Genomic DNA, 16385 nt, shown 5'->3' with positions numbered 1-16385 from the left:
AACCCGACTTTTCCGGCATCCGTGCCCTACGCTCTTGCTTCGATGACTACGATCACGTCGGGACGCCGGGTGCAGCCGGGCAGGACGCGCTCGCGCGGACGCCTCGTCGACGTGCTCGCGGTGGTCAGCCTCGTCGTCTCCCTCGTGGTGGGTCTGACGGTCGATCCGTCGACGCTGTGGGGCTTTCTCCCGATCGGCCTGTACGGGGTGCTCGCGGCCCTGGGGATGCCGATCGTCCGGGCGACGCTGGTCGCCGTCGCGTCGGGCCTGCTGATCCTGCTGCCGGGCCCGGCGATGGCCGGGGAGATGGCACGCGAGGCAGCGACCGATCAGGTCACCGTCATCGGCGTGGCCATCCTGTTCGGCGGGGCGCTCGCCGAGATCCTCCGCGCGACAGGGGCGGCGACGACGATCGTCTCCACCACGCTGCGAGGGTCCGACACGACGAACACCACCTCGGTCGCCGCCGCGATCATGGTCACCTGTTGCGTCCTGGTCACCGCCCTCGGCACCCTCGCCGGGGCACTCGCCGTCGCCGTGCCGGTGCTCCTCCCGGTCGCCGCTCGTGCAGGCCTCACACGGTCGGCGACGGCCTCGGCCGTCTTCATCGGCGGCTGCGCCGGGTTCGGTGTCGCGCCCTTCGCCGGCGGGACCATCGCGGTGATGCAGGCCGCCGACGTCGGCTACGTGGGTTATCTGCTGCGCGGGGGCATCTGGCTGCCGGTGGTCTCGTTCGCGGTCGGGCTGCTGATCGTCCCGTGGATCCAACGACGCACCCGCGACAGCGACGACACCTATCCCGCCGAGGAACTCGGCGCGGTGCCCCACGAGGTCGACGCCACCGCGCAGCGGCGCGCTCGCCGCGCCGCCGTGGCGTTCACGATCACCCTCGTCGTCGTGTTGGCCGTCGCGACGGTGTTCACGGTGGGCGTGGTGCTGCCGCTGGTGGCGCTTCCCCTGCTCGCCGTGGTGACCGCCGTGGCCGGCGGGATGCGCCCGGCGGAGTTCGTCCGCGGCATCGGTCGGGGCGCGTCGTCGCTGGCGTGGCTGTTCTTCCTGTTCCTCCTGCTGGCCGTCCTCTTCACCGAGATCGCGCGCATCAATCCCTTCCGTGTGGTCCTCGGGTCGTACGGCGACGACATCGGACACCTCACCCCGTTCCTGCTCGCGATGACCATCGCGGTGATCGGATGGGTGGGGATACCCGGAGCCACGGGTGCCCAGGTGGTGTTGGTGGACAGGGTGTTCGGGGACCTCGCCGACGCCGCAGGGATCGGTGCGGCCGTCTGGGTGGTGGTGCTGTTGTTCTCGTCGAAGGCGGACACCTATGGCCCGCTGCCCAATCCGACGATGGTGGGCGTGATGGGACTGTGTCGCTCGGCGAACCTGCGGACGATCTTCCTCACCGCGTGGGCGGTGTTGGTCCCGATCGTCGTCGTCTACACGCTGCTGATCGTCATCGGGACCCGGTGAGCGACAACGACCCCGGCCCGACGGGCAACGTCTACCGCGCCCCCATGATCGGCGGGGTCGAGCGCGCCCTCACGCATGGGCTGTGTGGGATGTCCGCCGTCGACGACCGTGGGGCACGACGGATCGACCGGTTCGCGCAGGTGCCGGACGGCTCGTTCGTCTGGACCCGCAGCGTCGACGACGAGTTCTTCCTCGGGCGGGTGTTCGGACCGATCCGCGAGGACCTGGGCGACGATGCGATCGCCACCGGGCTCACCCACGTCCGATCGTGCACGTGGGCACCGGATCCCGTTCCCGAACACCGGGTGCCACCCGCCGTTCTCCGGACCTTCGCCCGTGGCGGCCGGAACTTCCAACAGACCCATGATCCGGCCGTGTGGGGTCAGTCGGCGCAGGTGTGGCGCAGGGTCCGCCGGTGAACAGTCTCGTCAGTCGCGCAGCGGCACGGTTGCCGTCCAGATCGTCTTGACCGGCGGTCGGGCGACGATCTCGCGCAGGCGACTCGCACCCTCCGGGGTGGTGCGCCACTCGGCATATGCGGCGTGGTCCTCGGTGGTCGCCCAGTGCTCGACCACCATGATGTGGTCAGGATCGTCGTCGTCGACACGAACCTCGATGCCCTGGTTGCCCGGCCACTTGCGCGTCGCCACCAGGGTCTCGTCGATGACGGCCGGAGCGGTGTCGCGCTGCGCGGGATCGAGGTGCAGTTCCAGGAGAACCAGGGTTGTCATGTACCCATCCTGCCAAGTCCTGGCGCGGGCACCGCACAGGCGACGACACTGGAGGTGAGTGGCGGAGCGGACCCCCGGTACACCGACGACAGGAGACTCCCGTGAAAATCCTCATGGTTCTGACATCCCACGACACGCTCGGCGACACGGGGAAGAAGACCGGCTTCTGGCTCGAGGAACTCGCCGCCCCCTATTTCCGCTTCAAGGACGCCGGCGCCGAGATCGTCCTCGCATCGCCCGCGGGCGGACGGCCTCCGCTGGACCCGAAGAGCAACGAGCCGGATTTCCAGACCGACGACACACATCGATTCGAGGCGGACGAGGAGGCGACGGCCCAACTCGCGCAGACCATCCCGCTGAAGTCGGTCGAGCTCGGTGATGTCGACGCCGTCTTCTACCCGGGAGGACACGGCCCACTGTGGGACCTCGCGGAGGACCGCGACTCGATCGGTCTCATCGAGTCGGCGATCGCGGGCGGCACGCCGGTGGGGCTCGTCTGTCATGCACCCGGGGTGTTGCGGCACGTCACAGGACCCGACGGCGAACCGCTGGTGAAGGGGCGGAAGGTCACCGGGTTCACCAACGGCGAGGAGGAGGGTGTCGGACTCACCGACATCGTGCCGTTCCTCGTCGAGGACGAGCTCATCACACTCGGCGGGGACTACAGCAAGGGACCGGACTGGGGCTCCTATGTCGTGCGCGACGACATCCTCATCACCGGCCAGAACCCCACTTCGTCCGCCGAGGCGGCGACTGCGCTGATCGACCTGCTGCAGCAGCAGGGGTAGTCGGGCAGCGTCACAGGGTCAATCCTGGTGTCAGAGCGATCGCTTCCAGCCTGGTCAGGTCCACCGGACTGGCCAGAATCGTCGGTGCGGCGCCGGACATGACCGTGGGTGCGGCGAGCGAGCGGACGGTGATCCGCGTACCCGTCGGCCGCGTCACGGTCACCGTCCGGGACCGTCGTGGGTAGGACGCCTCGGTGTCCTCACCGGGTGACGACGCGAAGGAGTCGTCGGTCTGCACAACCGAACCGTCGGCGAGACGACGGAACGTCGCCGGCGGACCGAAAGACGGATCGGGTCGCCCCTCGACCGGAAGGGGCTGACCTCCGACGATCGCGATGTCGAGTTGGGCGCCGGGATCCGGACCCGGGACCACAGTGCACAGCACTCCGCCCCAGTCGTCGCTCAGCCGCAGGGGCTCCGGGTGGGCACCGGGGAAGTCGGCCGTGGCGAGGACGGCGTCGAGCCGACGTGCCTGGTCCCCGGAGACAGGGACGCCCTCGGCGTCGCCGACACGGAAGCCGCAGTCGGGCGGCGGTTCCGGGGTCCCGGGCGGAACCGGCGCCGACACGCGCAGTCCGGGGGTGGCGGCGATGCGCACGAGGTCGTCGATGCTCAGCGGGATCAAGCCGCTGTTGCCCTTCTGGTCCTCTCCGATGCGGTCGTCGGCGATCGCCCCGACGTGCGACCCGTCGGAGGCGTATGCGGTCGCCGACCGGGTGATGGTGCGGACGCCGTCGACCTCCTGCCACGTGTCGAGGACGTCCACGACGGTGCTGTCCGGGAGCGTTCGGCGTTCGTCCAGGGCCCCGGCGACGCATGGCGGGACCGACCCCGACCCCTTTCCGACCACGATCTGCAGCCGTCCCCGGGCGACGCCCGTGACGATGTCTCCGTACGCATTCGTCGATCCCGACGGAACGGGGTCGCCGAAATCGGTGATCGGCTGGAAGATCAGCGATTCCGTCGGCCGCGCGAACTGCAGTTCCGCTCTCGGCGGGAGGGCCGCGATCGCGGCCGTCGACATCGCCATGGCCTTGCGCGCGCCGAACCACGGGAACCGCGGGTTGTCATACTCCGAATCCCCGACGGAGAACTGAATGCTCCCCTCGCCTCCCGTCTGGGGTTTCGTCACCGTCGCGCAGCCCGGTATGGGGGCACTCGGATCGACAGGCTCATCGACGACGGTGCGGGTCGACGACTCCCCGCCCGCAGTGACCGAGCGCGGAGTCGGGGATGACGACTGCACGCCGACGATCACCACCCCGGAGGCGACGACGGACAGCCCGGCGAGCAGGAAGGCCGCCGCGCGCCGGGATGTCCTCGACCTGCCGACGGTCCGGTCGTCCGACTGATCGGTCGCAGGCTCCATGTCGTACATCTGATCAGACCTGACGACTGTGCGAGCAACTCCCACGATCACGCCGACCGATGGATCCCCGACTTCCCGTCGGTCTGGGGACTGTCGCCTCGTGCCTTTAGGCTCGGATGAGCCCGGCCGACCGGTGAGCTGAACCGCCCGACCCCCGACCACAAGGAGCGACGATGACCTCGGCGATCGACGGCTACCTGCGTGAGTACGGCCGATTCCAGGACATCACCGCGAGGATGGAACGCGCGGTGACGGCTCGGCTCACGGAGAGTTTCATCGCGGTCCATGCGGTGCAGTCACGGACGAAGGAACCCGACTCGGCCGCAGGTAAGTTCGCCCGTCTCGACGACTCCGGGAAACCGGAGTTCACCGACCCGCTGCGCGAGGTGACCGACCTCGTGGGCGTTCGTGTCATCACCTACCTCACCTCCGACATCGATCGCGTCGAGCAGGCGTTGACCTCCGCGTTCGAGGTGCGCCAGCGGGTCGACAAGACCTCGGTGACGCAGAGCGCCGGCATGTTCGGCTACGCGGGTACGCATCTGATCCTGCGCGCCGACGACGACGTGGACTTCGAGGTGCAGATCCGCACGGTGCTGCAGCACGCCTGGGCGGAGATCGAACACGGCATCCGCTACAAGGGGTCGCGCACCACGTCGTCGGCGCCGATCGACCGGGCCTTCACTCTCGCGGCCGGTCTGATCGAACTGGCGGACGCCCAGTTCGCCGAGGTCGACACGCTCCACAAGGAGGATCTGGCGCACGCCCGCGCCACCGAGGAGATCGAGATCGGCACCCTGCAGGAGGTGCTGACGAAGGCGTTGCCCGAGATCAACCCGGCCCGCGCGAACGCCTACGAATGGCTGGTCTCGCTGCTCGCCGCGAACGGCATCGTCATGCGCGAGGACCTGGACCAGTTCCTCGCCGCCGCCGACGTCGGTGCCGTGATCGCCGCGATGGACTACAAGTTCGCGCCCACGCACGTACGCCTGGTCGACGATCTCCTCCTGGCGCAATTCGGCGAGGACCACATCGAGCGCACCGCCACCATGGCGTCGGACCGAGATCGGGAGCCCAAGCTGCACTATCGACTGGGGCGACTGAGTGGGGAAGGCCAGGCCGACTGAACCGTCGCCCGAGAAACCTCGGTCCTCAGCTGGTGAGCGCTATCTCGTCGTGTTCGTGCCCCAGCAGTCCGGCGATGGCGGGTTGCGCTGCGTCTGCGTAGATCTCGCTGGTGGGTTCGCCGAATAACTGCGTGAAGAGGTGGTTGGCGCTAAGAGGGATACTTGAGTGGCGCGCGAATTTGAGCTGTACGTCGGAAGGCTCTCCAACTGGTTGAGTGAAGGCGACGACGGGGGGGAGGTCGCGGTTACCAGGGTGGACCGCGACGCGAAGTGCGTGCTGTGGTCTGTGTCCTCGGGTGCCGCCGATGGTCAAGAGTTCAGAGAGCGTCCTGGCGAGCGCCGTGTCGCGGAGATGGGCAGCGCGCACGGCTCGGGTCAGCGGGCCGGGTCTGAGCGGGATGCGGTAGCGAGGTTGGTTTCGGTTGTACATTCGCGCCTTGATCGCAAAATCCTCTAGCAAGTTGACCACCGGATCGTCCACCAAACCCTCAGGTTGCACGCGCACAGTGATGCCATGGGTGCGCTCGCCGGGGCGCAGAGCGAGATTATGCTCAAGTTGGGCAAACCGAAATGGTTTATCACCTTCCAGCACCGAAAGCTGCTCTGTGGTCAATTCGATTACGCGATTTGTACCACGTAGTTCAACAAACCAGTAGGTATCGTCGCCGCCGCGAGCTACGGCATAACCACGGTGTTCGTCTAGGGCGTAAATCGCCTGTTCTAAGTCGCTCACTCTTTGACGGAGAGCGTCGACCAAGCTGGATTTACGCTGCGCGTACTCCCGTATGGAGAGCGGAGGTCCCGGATTGCGCATCCACCTCTTGCCGTCACGCGTGGCTTCGACTTGACGGCCCGTTGCGAAGTACACGGCTCGGAGGAGCCGCCACGAAGGAATCGTCGTTGCTTGGTCTTCAAACACGCGCGTAGTGGACACCCGCCGCCCGTAGGCTACGGTATCGACACTCATAGCCTCAGCTTTTGCGAGCTGTCGATCCGCATCACTGTTGAAAATGGCGGCCAGGCTGATCGGATGACCGCCATAGTCGATCTGCAAGCCCATCATCGGACACACGTGTCCGGTCAAAAGGTTGACGCGATTGAAGGGGTGACTGTTTGCCAGCTCCACGAGTCTGACCATGTCGGTACGACCTGGCTCGGTTATTACGAGTGACGATTCCAGTCGCAGCGCCTCATACTGTTCTCGAACAACTCGGCCGGTGATTTGCGGAATCACGGTTTTGCCCAAGGTTTCCTGAATGCGGCCGTATAGAACGATCCGACAGCCGTCGTCCGGGTCGGCGTCAAGGGTGACAGCTACGTTGCAGTCTTGGTTCTCTGACCCGACGTTTTCGACCATCTTGATCAACTCGCGTTCGAGGAGAATCGGCAGTGAGTCGATCGCCTCACCACGGTCGGCGCCAAAGACATTGTGGGCGTAAATAAGCGCGGTGTCGGGAGGGGTCCACGTCATCGGTGTCTCGCTCGCCCCCTGCGGAATCTCCAGTTCGATGATGGCTGCCAGAACGGCAAGTTGAGATTCCTCCAGCTCGAGAATTGCGACGAGTACTGGACTGTCGGTTCGGCTAGCTAGCGCGTAGCGCGCCGTTCGCGCAATAGGAACCATCAGCCCTGTGGAATTCGTATTTGCGGTGCGGTATTGCGAAAGGAGTGCCTGGTAGGCGGGCTCTCCGATCTCGGCACGTTCAGAGTCACCCAGCATGGTGTTCCATAAATGCGCTCTACGGGCCTCGTGAAACCAGAGCCGCCCATCGCGGTTGATGGTCAGGATGCTCTCGCGTTCGAGCGAGCTGCGCAGAACACCCCACTGGGTAGCGGTGACGGCAAGGTAGCGAACGATGGCCTCTTCTGGAGGCGGCAGTTCGAAGACACACAGCCTGCGCGCGGCAACCTGTTCTTCCGGAGCTAGGCGGGCGAGGGCGTGTTCGAGTGACAGCACGAAGGCAGTTGGGGGCGTGTAGTCGTCGAGTGTGCCGCCGCTGCGAAGTTGCCCGATTAGGCCCTCCACGATGAGCGGGAAGCCGTTGCTGAGGAACAGAACCCGGTCTGAATTGATGGTGTCGACATGGGCGCGGGCGATCATGGTGTTGACACCGTCTCTGTCGAGTCCGCCGACCACGACTTCGCTGCAGCCAGCTTCACGAAGCCGAGAAAGGCCGTCCAAGGGATGATGCTTTGCTGCGGAGGACCACGCGAGAATAAATCGCGCTCGGGCCGGCGGGTCAAGTGCGAGGGTTGCGAGCGCTCGTTGATCGTTGTCCGAGAGCCGTTGACATTCGTCGACCGCTACGGTCAGCTCACAGTCGAGCGCGCTTGCGACTTCGTCGCACGCTCGGGCCAGAAATTTGACCATACTCTGGTCGCTGCGAGTCTTTAGGTCGCGTCGCAGATCGGCCGTGGAGTCCTGCCGAAAACCCTTTACAAATGCGACGACTCCTTCGCCCGCGTGCTCGCCCAGTCGAGCCTTAACCTGAGCCGACAGTTCCTGGGCGACGGCTTTGGCTAGACTCTTCCCGACCGAAATAGCCATCTCCCGGCTGGCGGTTTCGAGTCGTGTCTGGATCTGCCGCCACATCGTGGCGTCGACCGCTGATGTGCTTAGTGCGGACGCAAGGGCACTCAGTACAGCCACCTGAAGTGCACCGCCGTCCCAGGTGCAGGTGACTGGTCGCGGGGCAATGGCCGCGTTGCGAGATTGTGCATCCTGATACGCGTTGAGAAGCGCTGTCTTGCCGGTACCAGTGTCACCAGTGATCACCACAATTGGACTACGCATCGTCAAGAGGTGGTGGAGTTCCGGGCGCATAGCCTCAGTATGCGGCGCGGATGCGACACAACGGCATGTCCGCGACATTGCGCCCACAGATGCGGCGAGAGCATTGTCCTCGGTTGAGCAACGGCTCAGACCAGGTTGGCCACACCGCAGCCACAAACAAGGACTCTTTTCAGTCTTTGGCGAAGTTAAAAGTTGAAGCCAGACTCAGGTCCTCTGTCGAAAACCGTGCGATGACCTTCCGCGTATGACAGCACAACCGTCCGCGCCCCACTTGCGCCGAGTTTCGGCTGTCCATGGGCCACGGCCAGAACTTCAAGGGCGGGCTGGGTCCTTGAACTGCGCAAACAAAGTGTGGCCAGAGTCGGGATCGAACCGACGACCTTCCGCTTTTCAGGCGGACGCTCGTACCAACTGAGCTACCTGGCCGGATGGTGCCGGTGGCACCGATCTCCGGTGTCCACCGGACATCATGAGCGACCCTGACGGGACTCGAACCCGCGACCTCCGCCGTGACAGGGCGGCGCGCTAACCAACTGCGCCACAGGGCCTTGCTGTACTGCTGTGTTCTTCTCCGGTCCCTCGGCTTGTGGCCTCGGACGCCGGGTCAGAGTACCCCCTACGGGATTCGAACCCGCGCTACCGCCTTGAAAGGGCGGCGTCCTAGGCCGCTAAACGAAGGGGGCCGGGTCTCCGTTGGGAGCTATGAGAGCTTATGCCACGCCGCTCGCGATCCCCAAATCAGCAGGCCACGCGATCCGAGTGCCACGTCGCCCCCGCGACCGGGGGGTCACGGGGGCGACGTCGGCAGCCCTCAGGCGTGGATGGCGACCGAGTTCTCCGGGGTGGCCGGCAGCTTGCCGGGCCGCACCACGACGGCGGCCAGGACGCCACCGATCGCGAAGATGATCGCGGCCCACCAGAACGACGTGGTGTAGCTGTGCACCGCGGCCGACTGGGCCAGTTCCATCGCGGTGGTCCGACCGCTCGCCGTGTGATCGGTGAGGTACCCGGCCAGCGCGCTGGACGCGATGGTGCTCAGCAGGGCCGTACCCACCGAACCACCCACCTGCTGCATGGTGTTCACCGTCGCCGACGCGACACCCGCGTCGTCGGCGGAGACACCCGAGATGGCGCCCTGCATGGCCGGCGCCATCGCAGCGCCGATGCCCAGACCGGTGACGATGAGACCGGGCAGGATGTCCGCGACGTAGGTGCTCGTCGTCGACAGCTGCGTCAGCAGACCGATGCCGACCGCGGCGGTCAGCATGCCGCCGGCCATCAGCCACCGCGGACCGAAGCGCGGCAGGATCACCGAGGTCGACGTCGTCGCCGTCAACACCAGGGCACCGATCATCGGCAGGAAGGCCAGGCCGGTCTTGATCGGCGTGAACCCGAGGTTCTGCTGCAGGTAGTAGGTCAGGAAGAGGAAGATCCCGAACATCCCGATACCTGCGATGAACACCACCAGGTACGACCCGCCACGGGTGCGGTCGAGGATGATCCGCAGCGGCAGGAGCGCATGCGCGGTCCGCGCCTGCAGGCGGAGGAACACCGCGAGCAGCACGCCGCCGGCGACGAGCCATGCGACGGTCGCCCAGTCGCCCCAGCCGTTGGTCTCGGCGTTCGAGAAGCCGTAGACGATCGAGAACAGTGCAGCCGACACGGTGACCACACCCGGGATGTCGAGACGCGGGCGGTTCTCACTGCGCTGCCGACCGATGAGCGACAGGGCGCCGACGAGCGCGATCGCGGCGATCACGAGGTTGACGTAGAGGCACCAGCGCCAGTTGACCCACTCGGTGAGCATGCCGCCGAGCAGCAGACCCAGGGCGCCGCCACCACCGGCGATGGCGCCGAAGATGCCGAACGCGCGACCGCGCTCCTCTGGGTCGGTGAACGTCGTCGTCAGCAGCGACAGCGCCGCAGGCGCGAGCAGGGCACCGAAGACACCTTGACCGGCGCGGGCCATCACGAGCATGTCGAAGTTGACCGCCGCACCGCCGAGCGCCGACATGCCGGCGAATCCGACGAGACCGATGGTGAACGTCACGCGACGCCCCCACAGGTCGGACAGTCTCCCGCCGAGCAGCAGCAGGCTGCCGAAGGCGAGGGCGTACGCGGTGACCACCCATTGGCGGTCGGCGTCGCCGAAGCCCAGCGACTGCTGGGCGTGCGGCAACGCGATGTTCACGATGGTCGCGTCGAGCACCACCATCAGCTGCGCCAGGGCGAGCACGCCCAACACCAGCCACCGCAGTCGATGCTGCCGTTCCTGTCCGCTCTCCGAGGCGCCGGCGCGGGCGTCGGCCACAGAACTCGTTGTCATGGGATTCCTACGATTCTCTGGAGTCTCTATGCGGAGGCGATTCCTCCGCTTGGTGAGAACGGTAACACCAACCGGAGAACTTGTCTCCACTTGATAGAGTGTGAGCATGACCACGGTTGACACACGGGCGGCAACGGCGCCGTCCGCGGACTCCTCCTCCAAGCCGTTGCGCGCCGACGCCGAGCGCAACCGCCTGCGCATCCTCGACGCCGCGCGAGAGCTGTTCGCGCAGAGGGGACCTGACGTCACCCTCGACGACATCGCCGCGCACGCGGGAGTGGGCGTCGGCACCGTCTACCGACGTTTCGCCAACCGCGACGAGCTGCTCGAGGCGATCCTGTCCGAACACTTCAAGCATGTTCAGGCCCGCGCCCAGCAGGCCCTCGACGCCGACGACGCCTGGGAGGGCATCGTCGACCTGGTGACGTTCGTCAGCGAGTCGATGGCCACCGACCGCGGCCTGGCCGCGGTGATGATGCGCGTGGACCCGTGCGCGGAATCGGTCGAGACCGCCAAGCAGTCGCTGACCGAGTTGATCGACGCGGTCTTCGAGCGCGGCCGCACCACCGGCGTCCTGCGTGAGGACATCGCCGAGAGCGACTTCTTCGCGATCTTCTGCATGCTGCGGTCCATCGCCGACCTCACCGAGTCGTCGGTGCCGGGCACCTGGCGCCGCTACCTGTCGCTGCTGCTGGACTCCATCCGCGCCGACGGGATCCGCATGCCGCTGACCATCCCGGCGCTCACCAAGGATCAGATCCACGCCGCGAAACACGGCAGCCGCGGGAACTGTTCGGGCCGCTGAGGTCTGTAGACTCCTGCGATCGGTGGCCCTTCCGAGGACCCCTGCCCCTATAGCTCAGTTGGTAGAGCTACGGACTTTTAATCCGCAGGTCGTAGGTTCGAGCCCTACTGGGGGCACCCGATAGGTGCAGTTCACGCCTAGTTTTCGGCTTCTACGTCTGCCACAAGGTCACGATTGCCTGTGGCAAGTGTGGGCAATCCAGTGTCCACGTACGGGTTTCACCGTCTGATCCGGTCCACACATAGGACGACCCCCGCAGGTGCTACCAACACCTCGCGAGGGTCTCGGATCACAACGGAGACACCCGTCATGGACCGTTCCACCAGCATATTCGCGCCCACCCCTGAACAGGCGCAGCGGCGTCGGCAGGTCGCCGCCGCAATCCTCACCACCCTGTTCTGTGCCGTCCTTTACGGCGGCACCTATGGCCTCGCCGCCCTCCTGGTGTTCCTCGGGTGGTGCGCGTGACCCTCACCCACCCCCGGCCTGCTTTCGGCCGTCTACGTGGCTTTCAGGGGGTGCTATTCGACTGCTGATCCTGTGGTCGTTTATCGAGCAGGCCCGACCGTAACCAGCCTGCCCCGGCGAGTGCTGACGAGCGTCCCCAGCCGGGGGGATGCGCCACCCCGTAGCCCGATCAACTTCGACGGTGGTCATACCCCGATACCCCGCGCTGTCTCGGCGCTGTGGGGATAGGGGTCGTGGGGTGACGACGGTCAGCGGATCAATGGGAGGTGCGGTGGGAGGTCATCCACCGATCCGGCACAACTGTGTTCCATGCCGTTGAGAGGTGGGTCAAACTGACCCACCTGCCCCACGCCTTCCGCTGTATCGGCCACTACATCGCGACTGTAGCCCCTGATACGAAATAGGTTGTGTAGCAATATTTCTCGCTCTTCCGACCTCTTGCGGACCGTCGCCGGGTGTGCCACAGTTCCACCACCCCGACGAAGGAGACCCCCTAGTGACCGCACCCACCGTCCACCCTGACGGCATCACCCGCCCCGACGAGACCATCGAGATCACCCGCCACTTCCTGCGCTGGTCCCCACCCACCCCCGACGACGTGGACATCGAGGTGACAGTCGGCGGTGTCCAGGACTGCGCCCACGTCCCGGTGAGCGGTCTCGACGCGTACATTCGTGTTTCGGTGCCCGCACCAGGCGACAGCGTCGAACTGGTCGTCGCCGACCGCGCCACCCTCGACGCTCTACAACCCCTCCTCCACCCCGACCTGTGGGGCGCGATGTGCGGGGCGTGGGACCGGGCAGTCACATGGACCCCCAGCGCCGCATAGACAGCCCAGATCGCTCTAGACGCGCGAGAACACCCCCACCAGGCCAACACGGCTAGGTGGGGGTGTTGTTGTCTGCACCGCCGCCTACCGTGGCGGGTGCTCGTCGCGGAGACGGGAAGGTCTCTGTGCCGTGGATCGAGTGGAAACCGGCGTCGTGTCCGGCGTGCGGTGCCGATTGGCGACAACCACGCTCGCATTTGGTGGGGTGGAGCAACCAGCGTCCGCAGCCGTGCCGGCACTGGGTCTGCCGCAACTGTCAGACCGTCACCGCCGCCGATGACATCCCAACCGCGCCGCGATCACTGCGCCGTCAGTCCGAGGGCGGACCGAACAGGTAGCGAAAGAACAGCACGGCGAAGGCAACGATCATCAAGGCATGGCCGACGGCGTCGAAAATGCTCACGAACGTTGGACGCGCTCGCCCGCTCGCCGGTTCCCTGGCGAGAGATGGTCACGCAAACAGCGTCTTGTACGCCACACCGACCGCGGTCCCAACGATCGTCACAGTCACCGCAAACGTGATGAGCATGTCGAGGGTGACGCACGTCCAGTAGAAGCGGGGACACCGCTTTCGGTGGATACTTATTCGCCTGCTGTCCGTGTGCTCAGGTTCGTATTGCAGGTGAGCCAGCCAACAGAAGAACGCCATGAACGGGTGGAAACGAAGGAACGTCGTGAGGGCCGCTGATTGCCCCTCGATCTGCTCGGGTGCACGCGATCCGTCATCAACAGTCGGCGAGCGAAATGTTTCGCGGGTGTCGGGAGGAAGGCCCTCCGGCAGGGCGACTTTCCGCCCCACTTTCGTGCTCTCGGGCGGCGGTGCTTCGCCGCCCGAGTCCTCAGTGCTAGACACCGAGAAGTTTGCGACGGTAGCGCAGTGCGTCGAGGGACACCGCGAACTCTCGCGCAATCTGAAACTCGGATCGGCCTGAATTAATCATCTCTTTGAGTCGCTCAACGGGCATGAGAAGGCTGCCAGCGAACTCGTTGGCGTACACCTCGGACACTGAACCCTTACCGTCGTCGCTTCGCTTATCGACGTAGGCCTCGTCGGCATCGAGCCGCGACGAATTGTCGACGTAGTGTCCGACCTCGTGAGCGCAGGTGAAACGGAACCGGGCAGGCGGCTGGTCCTGGTCGAGGAACACGTCAGCGCCACCCCTGTTGCCGACAAGCATTCCGAAGATGTCGTCGCCCAACTCAGCGGTGAACACGTTGAGCCCCAGCGCACGGGCAATCTCTACCGGGTCGACTGGCAGCCGATCAGTGTCCCAATGAACATCTAGCACGGCCTGCGCATCATTCCGTGCACGGTTGCGGGTCAACTCAACCCAGCCAGTCATCCTCACCTCCATCGCACTGTTGTGACATGAGGGTAGCCATAGGAGCGGACAGTTCCGCTGCGAAACGCCCGCAACCAGCCGAAACGCCCGACAACCGATGGGCAGTCTAGGCAACGGCAATCCGCACACTTCTAACCCACTGCGGCGTCCGGAACCCATCCGAGGGTGCGGTGGTCAGCAGATAGCGGGCACCCGGCGACCCTCCACTCACGGTGACCGTCGCGACCCCCTGGTGGAACGTCGGCTCGGTCAACACGAGAGGCGCAGGATCGGCCGGCGACCCTTTCATCGGGATCACGGACTGAGACCACGACACCCCGGCGACACGATGGGTACGCCACGTCGGGATATGCAGCTTCACGACGAACGACGCCGCCGCGCTCTTCACGTACAACTTCGACAACTCTCAATCAACTCCACTGCACATAAGGGTGGGGGTGACCCCCTGACCTGCGCCGCAGCCCTCTGTCACCTCAAGGCTTCAAAAGTTCTCTCTGCGGAATTTCGGACACCAGAACACCCCGCAGACCAGCCTCAGCGGCCCTCTGACGGCTTTTCAGCGCCTCTCTGACACCTAGGCACCCTCGGGCGTCACAGCCAGTCCCTGGAGCTTGCGGCGGCGGGTGACCAGACGGTGTTCAGCCGCGGTCCGGTGGGTTTCTTCGCGGCCTTGTCGGCTCTCGCTTCGCGGTCGAGTTCACGTCGGGCGATGGCGCGATCGACCTCGCGCCGGAACGCATGTACGTCCTCGTAGATGTCTTCGACGGGGCGATCCTGCCTGACGAGATTGCAGATCAGACATGCCGGTCTCAAATTCGAGAGGGTGTACTCCAGTGACGGGTCTTGCGATACCGGCACAACGTGATCGAGGCTTAGCGACCGGTCTGACCGTGATGGCGCGTTCTCATCCAGGACGTGGCCGCACAAGTGGCACAACACGATTCCCTGTCGCGCCCATGCTCGCTTTGCGACACCGCTGATCTTGGCCCATCGTGCGCCGTTCTTCTGGCTGGACCTTGGTCGCTTTGGATAGGTCATGGTCCCTCCTGGGGAACAGCAACGGGGCGGACACCCTCAATGGATGCCCGCCCCGCGTGTAGGTGGTTGGTCAGAAGCGCCGGACGTGCTGGCCTTCGACGCGCCCCGGAATCGGTGTCGGCGGGGTGAGGCCGTGTTCTTGCTGCCAAATCCGGTCGGCCATCTCCCTCGACTCCTTGCGGGTGTCGATCTCTAGCCGGAACGGCTCGCTGCCGCCGGTCGGGGTGCGGCGGGGACCCGGATCGCCGGTCGGGATCGGGAGTGTCGAAGTCGTCCTCGGACGTTTCGGCGTCTCCTGCTCCTGTTCAACCTGTTCGGCGGGCTCTTCGACAGGCGGGTAGTTCCGGGGATTGAAGTAGCTTTCGCTTCTCGGTCTGGTCTCGACGCCAGCGGCTTCCATTGCAGCGCGGATCAGATCACGGTCGCCGATCATGCCGACACCGCCTCGCGCTGCCACTGCTGGAACACGGCCTCGGCCTCGTCCGCGCTTGCGGGAATCCATGGCCGTCGCTTCATCTTCGCTACATGGCGCTGCCAGGGGGTCGCGTCCTGCGGCACCCACTCCTCGTTGTGTTCGAGGAACATCCAGTGCGCGCCCGACTGCGACGACTTCGGGCGGGGGATGACCCGCAGTTCGCGGAGCTGGTAGATCAGCGACGAGATCGACTCGTAGTCGGACATGAGTGCTTGTGCACGCCGCCACCCATCAACCCTGCCGGAATCAATCGCGGCCTGCGGACTGGTGATATGCGACAGGTCCCGCGCCACCTGCTCGGTCTCGTCGGCCAGATCGGCCAGACGGGCATTTAGCCGCCCGCACGCCTCACCGACGCGGGCGAGGACGATGGACTGCGCCTGCCGATTCAGCGAACGTTCCATCTGCTCGGCGATGGCGGTGACGGCGCGGGCATCGGGGAGACCGACCGTCGCGGCGATAACCCGGTCAGGCGTCGTCTTCCCATCACCGACCAGCTTGTCGGCGACCTCGGCGACCTTGCGGGCGACGGCCTGCTCCGAGGTGCGGGCGAGCGTCTGGTATTCCCGTGCCTGCTGGTGCAGCTTGCGTGCCTGGTCGAGGTCAGTCTCACTCAACAGGTCGAGTCCCACGAGGGCGGGGGCGACCACATCAAAAATCTCGTTCATCAATCAATACCGTTCTCTGTCAACGCCTTACGAATGTCTGCGGCCAACTGCGCGAACTCCGCGACGTGGCCGGTGAAATGCTGCCCACCGAGTTCGAGCGTGAGTGTGTGAAGTCCGGTCCGGCGGACCTTGGCGGGCACCTCGCGTGGCG

At 65.7% G+C, this 16385-nt stretch carries 16 protein-coding genes and 4 tRNA genes; 8 read left to right on the top strand and 12 right to left on the bottom strand.

Annotation, left to right across the window (positions count from 1 at the left end; all coding sequences use genetic code 11):
• The first annotated feature begins 42 nt into the window (after positions 1–42).
• Positions 43–1473, top strand: coding sequence for a Na+/H+ antiporter NhaC family protein (locus ACXVUM_RS12225; RefSeq protein ID WP_458522049.1), 1431 nt, complete (start codon positions 43–45; stop codon positions 1471–1473).
• Positions 1474–1517: 44 nt separating this feature from the next.
• Positions 1518–1892 (top strand): GAF domain-containing protein, encoded by a 375-nt coding sequence (locus ACXVUM_RS12220; RefSeq protein WP_458522862.1) that lies wholly within the window; start codon positions 1518–1520, stop codon positions 1890–1892.
• Between the two features lie 9 nt (positions 1893–1901).
• Here ACXVUM_RS12220 and ACXVUM_RS12215 read toward each other — a convergent pair whose 3' ends face one another.
• Positions 1902–2204 (bottom strand): putative quinol monooxygenase, encoded by a 303-nt coding sequence (locus ACXVUM_RS12215; protein ID WP_458522048.1) that lies wholly within the window; start codon positions 2202–2204, stop codon positions 1902–1904.
• Between the two features lie 113 nt (positions 2205–2317).
• Here ACXVUM_RS12215 and ACXVUM_RS12210 point away from each other — a divergent pair, with 113 nt between their 5' ends.
• Positions 2318–2992: a type 1 glutamine amidotransferase domain-containing protein gene (locus ACXVUM_RS12210; protein ID WP_458522047.1), complete on the top strand. Its 675-nt coding sequence runs from the start codon at positions 2318–2320 to the stop codon at positions 2990–2992.
• Between the two features lie 10 nt (positions 2993–3002).
• Here ACXVUM_RS12210 and ACXVUM_RS12205 read toward each other — a convergent pair whose 3' ends face one another.
• Positions 3003–4361: a hypothetical protein gene (locus tag ACXVUM_RS12205; protein WP_458522046.1), complete on the bottom strand. Its 1359-nt coding sequence runs from the start codon at positions 4359–4361 to the stop codon at positions 3003–3005.
• A gap of 173 nt (positions 4362–4534) precedes the next feature.
• Between ACXVUM_RS12205 and ACXVUM_RS12200 the strand changes: the two genes are divergently transcribed.
• On the top strand, positions 4535–5488 hold the full coding sequence (locus ACXVUM_RS12200) for a GTP pyrophosphokinase (protein WP_458522045.1): 954 nt from the start codon (positions 4535–4537) through the stop codon (positions 5486–5488).
• A 25-nt stretch (positions 5489–5513) separates the two neighbouring features.
• Here the strand turns inward: ACXVUM_RS12200 and ACXVUM_RS12195 are convergent, their stop codons facing one another.
• The 5 genes from ACXVUM_RS12195 to ACXVUM_RS12175 form a co-directional block, all read right to left on the bottom strand.
• Positions 5514–8312 carry a hypothetical protein gene (locus ACXVUM_RS12195; protein WP_458522044.1) on the bottom strand — a complete coding sequence of 933 codons (2799 nt, stop codon included), beginning with the start codon at positions 8310–8312 and terminating at the stop codon, positions 5514–5516.
• Positions 8313–8634: 322 nt separating this feature from the next.
• Positions 8635–8708: transfer RNA gene (locus ACXVUM_RS12190), tRNA-Phe, on the bottom strand.
• 48 nt (positions 8709–8756) lie between these two features.
• Positions 8757–8830, bottom strand: a tRNA-Asp gene (locus ACXVUM_RS12185).
• Between the two features lie 62 nt (positions 8831–8892).
• Positions 8893–8965 (bottom strand) — tRNA-Glu (locus tag ACXVUM_RS12180).
• A gap of 128 nt (positions 8966–9093) precedes the next feature.
• Positions 9094–10608, bottom strand: a complete 1515-nt coding sequence (locus tag ACXVUM_RS12175; RefSeq protein ID WP_458522043.1) for an MFS transporter — start codon at positions 10606–10608, stop codon at positions 9094–9096.
• A gap of 106 nt (positions 10609–10714) precedes the next feature.
• Between ACXVUM_RS12175 and ACXVUM_RS12170 the strand changes: the two genes are divergently transcribed.
• The 4 genes from ACXVUM_RS12170 to ACXVUM_RS12155 all read left to right on the top strand — a co-directional run bounded on the left by ACXVUM_RS12170 (position 10715) and on the right by ACXVUM_RS12155 (position 12710).
• Positions 10715–11413, top strand: a complete 699-nt coding sequence (locus tag ACXVUM_RS12170; protein WP_458522042.1) for a TetR/AcrR family transcriptional regulator — start codon at positions 10715–10717, stop codon at positions 11411–11413.
• A 43-nt stretch (positions 11414–11456) separates the two neighbouring features.
• Positions 11457–11529: transfer RNA gene (locus ACXVUM_RS12165), tRNA-Lys, on the top strand.
• Between the two features lie 193 nt (positions 11530–11722).
• Positions 11723–11881 (top strand): hypothetical protein, encoded by a 159-nt coding sequence (locus tag ACXVUM_RS12160; RefSeq protein ID WP_458522041.1) that lies wholly within the window; start codon positions 11723–11725, stop codon positions 11879–11881.
• Between the two features lie 496 nt (positions 11882–12377).
• Positions 12378–12710, top strand: coding sequence for a hypothetical protein (locus ACXVUM_RS12155; protein ID WP_458522040.1), 333 nt, complete (start codon positions 12378–12380; stop codon positions 12708–12710).
• 845 nt (positions 12711–13555) lie between these two features.
• Here ACXVUM_RS12155 and ACXVUM_RS12150 read toward each other — a convergent pair.
• The 5 genes from ACXVUM_RS12150 to ACXVUM_RS12130 all read right to left on the bottom strand — a co-directional run bounded on the left by ACXVUM_RS12150 (position 13556) and on the right by ACXVUM_RS12130 (position 16374).
• Positions 13556–14053 carry an ImmA/IrrE family metallo-endopeptidase gene (locus ACXVUM_RS12150; RefSeq protein ID WP_458522039.1) on the bottom strand — a complete coding sequence of 166 codons (498 nt, stop codon included), beginning with the start codon at positions 14051–14053 and terminating at the stop codon, positions 13556–13558.
• A 591-nt stretch (positions 14054–14644) separates the two neighbouring features.
• Entirely contained in the window at positions 14645–15091 is a 447-nt protein-coding gene (locus ACXVUM_RS12145; protein ID WP_458522038.1) for an HNH endonuclease, read from the bottom strand.
• A gap of 70 nt (positions 15092–15161) precedes the next feature.
• The gene (locus ACXVUM_RS12140; protein WP_458522037.1) at positions 15162–15524 is read right to left on the bottom strand and encodes a hypothetical protein; all 363 of its coding nucleotides are present in this window, start codon (positions 15522–15524) and stop codon (positions 15162–15164) included.
• Positions 15521–16237 (bottom strand): hypothetical protein, encoded by a 717-nt coding sequence (locus ACXVUM_RS12135; RefSeq protein ID WP_458522036.1) that lies wholly within the window; start codon positions 16235–16237, stop codon positions 15521–15523. The genes ACXVUM_RS12140 and ACXVUM_RS12135 overlap by 4 nt, the downstream gene beginning before the upstream one ends.
• Positions 16234–16374: a hypothetical protein gene (locus ACXVUM_RS12130; RefSeq protein WP_458522035.1), complete on the bottom strand. Its 141-nt coding sequence runs from the start codon at positions 16372–16374 to the stop codon at positions 16234–16236. The genes ACXVUM_RS12135 and ACXVUM_RS12130 overlap by 4 nt, the downstream gene beginning before the upstream one ends.
• Positions 16375–16385: the final 11 nt, after the last annotated feature.

This window comes from Williamsia sp. SKLECPSW1, from assembly GCF_054332755.1.
The sequence above is the reverse complement of the archived record's forward strand: the minus strand, read 5'-3'. Positions and strand labels throughout refer to the sequence as shown.

Coding starts and splice junctions, on each gene's coding strand:
- ACXVUM_RS12225 (WP_458522049.1), top strand. CDS start 43: ATGACTACGATCACGTCGGGACGCCGGGTGCAGCCGGGCAGGACGCGC.
- ACXVUM_RS12220 (WP_458522862.1), top strand. CDS start 1,518: ATGATCGGCGGGGTCGAGCGCGCCCTCACGCATGGGCTGTGTGGGATG.
- ACXVUM_RS12215 (WP_458522048.1), bottom strand. CDS start 2,204: ATGACAACCCTGGTTCTCCTGGAACTGCACCTCGATCCCGCGCAGCGC.
- ACXVUM_RS12210 (WP_458522047.1), top strand. CDS start 2,318: ATGGTTCTGACATCCCACGACACGCTCGGCGACACGGGGAAGAAGACC.
- ACXVUM_RS12205 (WP_458522046.1), bottom strand. CDS start 4,361: ATGGAGCCTGCGACCGATCAGTCGGACGACCGGACCGTCGGCAGGTCG.
- ACXVUM_RS12200 (WP_458522045.1), top strand. CDS start 4,535: ATGACCTCGGCGATCGACGGCTACCTGCGTGAGTACGGCCGATTCCAG.
- ACXVUM_RS12195 (WP_458522044.1), bottom strand. CDS start 8,312: ATGCGCCCGGAACTCCACCACCTCTTGACGATGCGTAGTCCAATTGTG.
- ACXVUM_RS12175 (WP_458522043.1), bottom strand. CDS start 10,608: ATGACAACGAGTTCTGTGGCCGACGCCCGCGCCGGCGCCTCGGAGAGC.
- ACXVUM_RS12170 (WP_458522042.1), top strand. CDS start 10,715: ATGACCACGGTTGACACACGGGCGGCAACGGCGCCGTCCGCGGACTCC.
- ACXVUM_RS12160 (WP_458522041.1), top strand. CDS start 11,723: ATGGACCGTTCCACCAGCATATTCGCGCCCACCCCTGAACAGGCGCAG.
- ACXVUM_RS12150 (WP_458522039.1), bottom strand. CDS start 14,053: ATGACTGGCTGGGTTGAGTTGACCCGCAACCGTGCACGGAATGATGCG.
- ACXVUM_RS12145 (WP_458522038.1), bottom strand. CDS start 15,091: ATGACCTATCCAAAGCGACCAAGGTCCAGCCAGAAGAACGGCGCACGA.
- ACXVUM_RS12140 (WP_458522037.1), bottom strand. CDS start 15,524: ATGATCGGCGACCGTGATCTGATCCGCGCTGCAATGGAAGCCGCTGGC.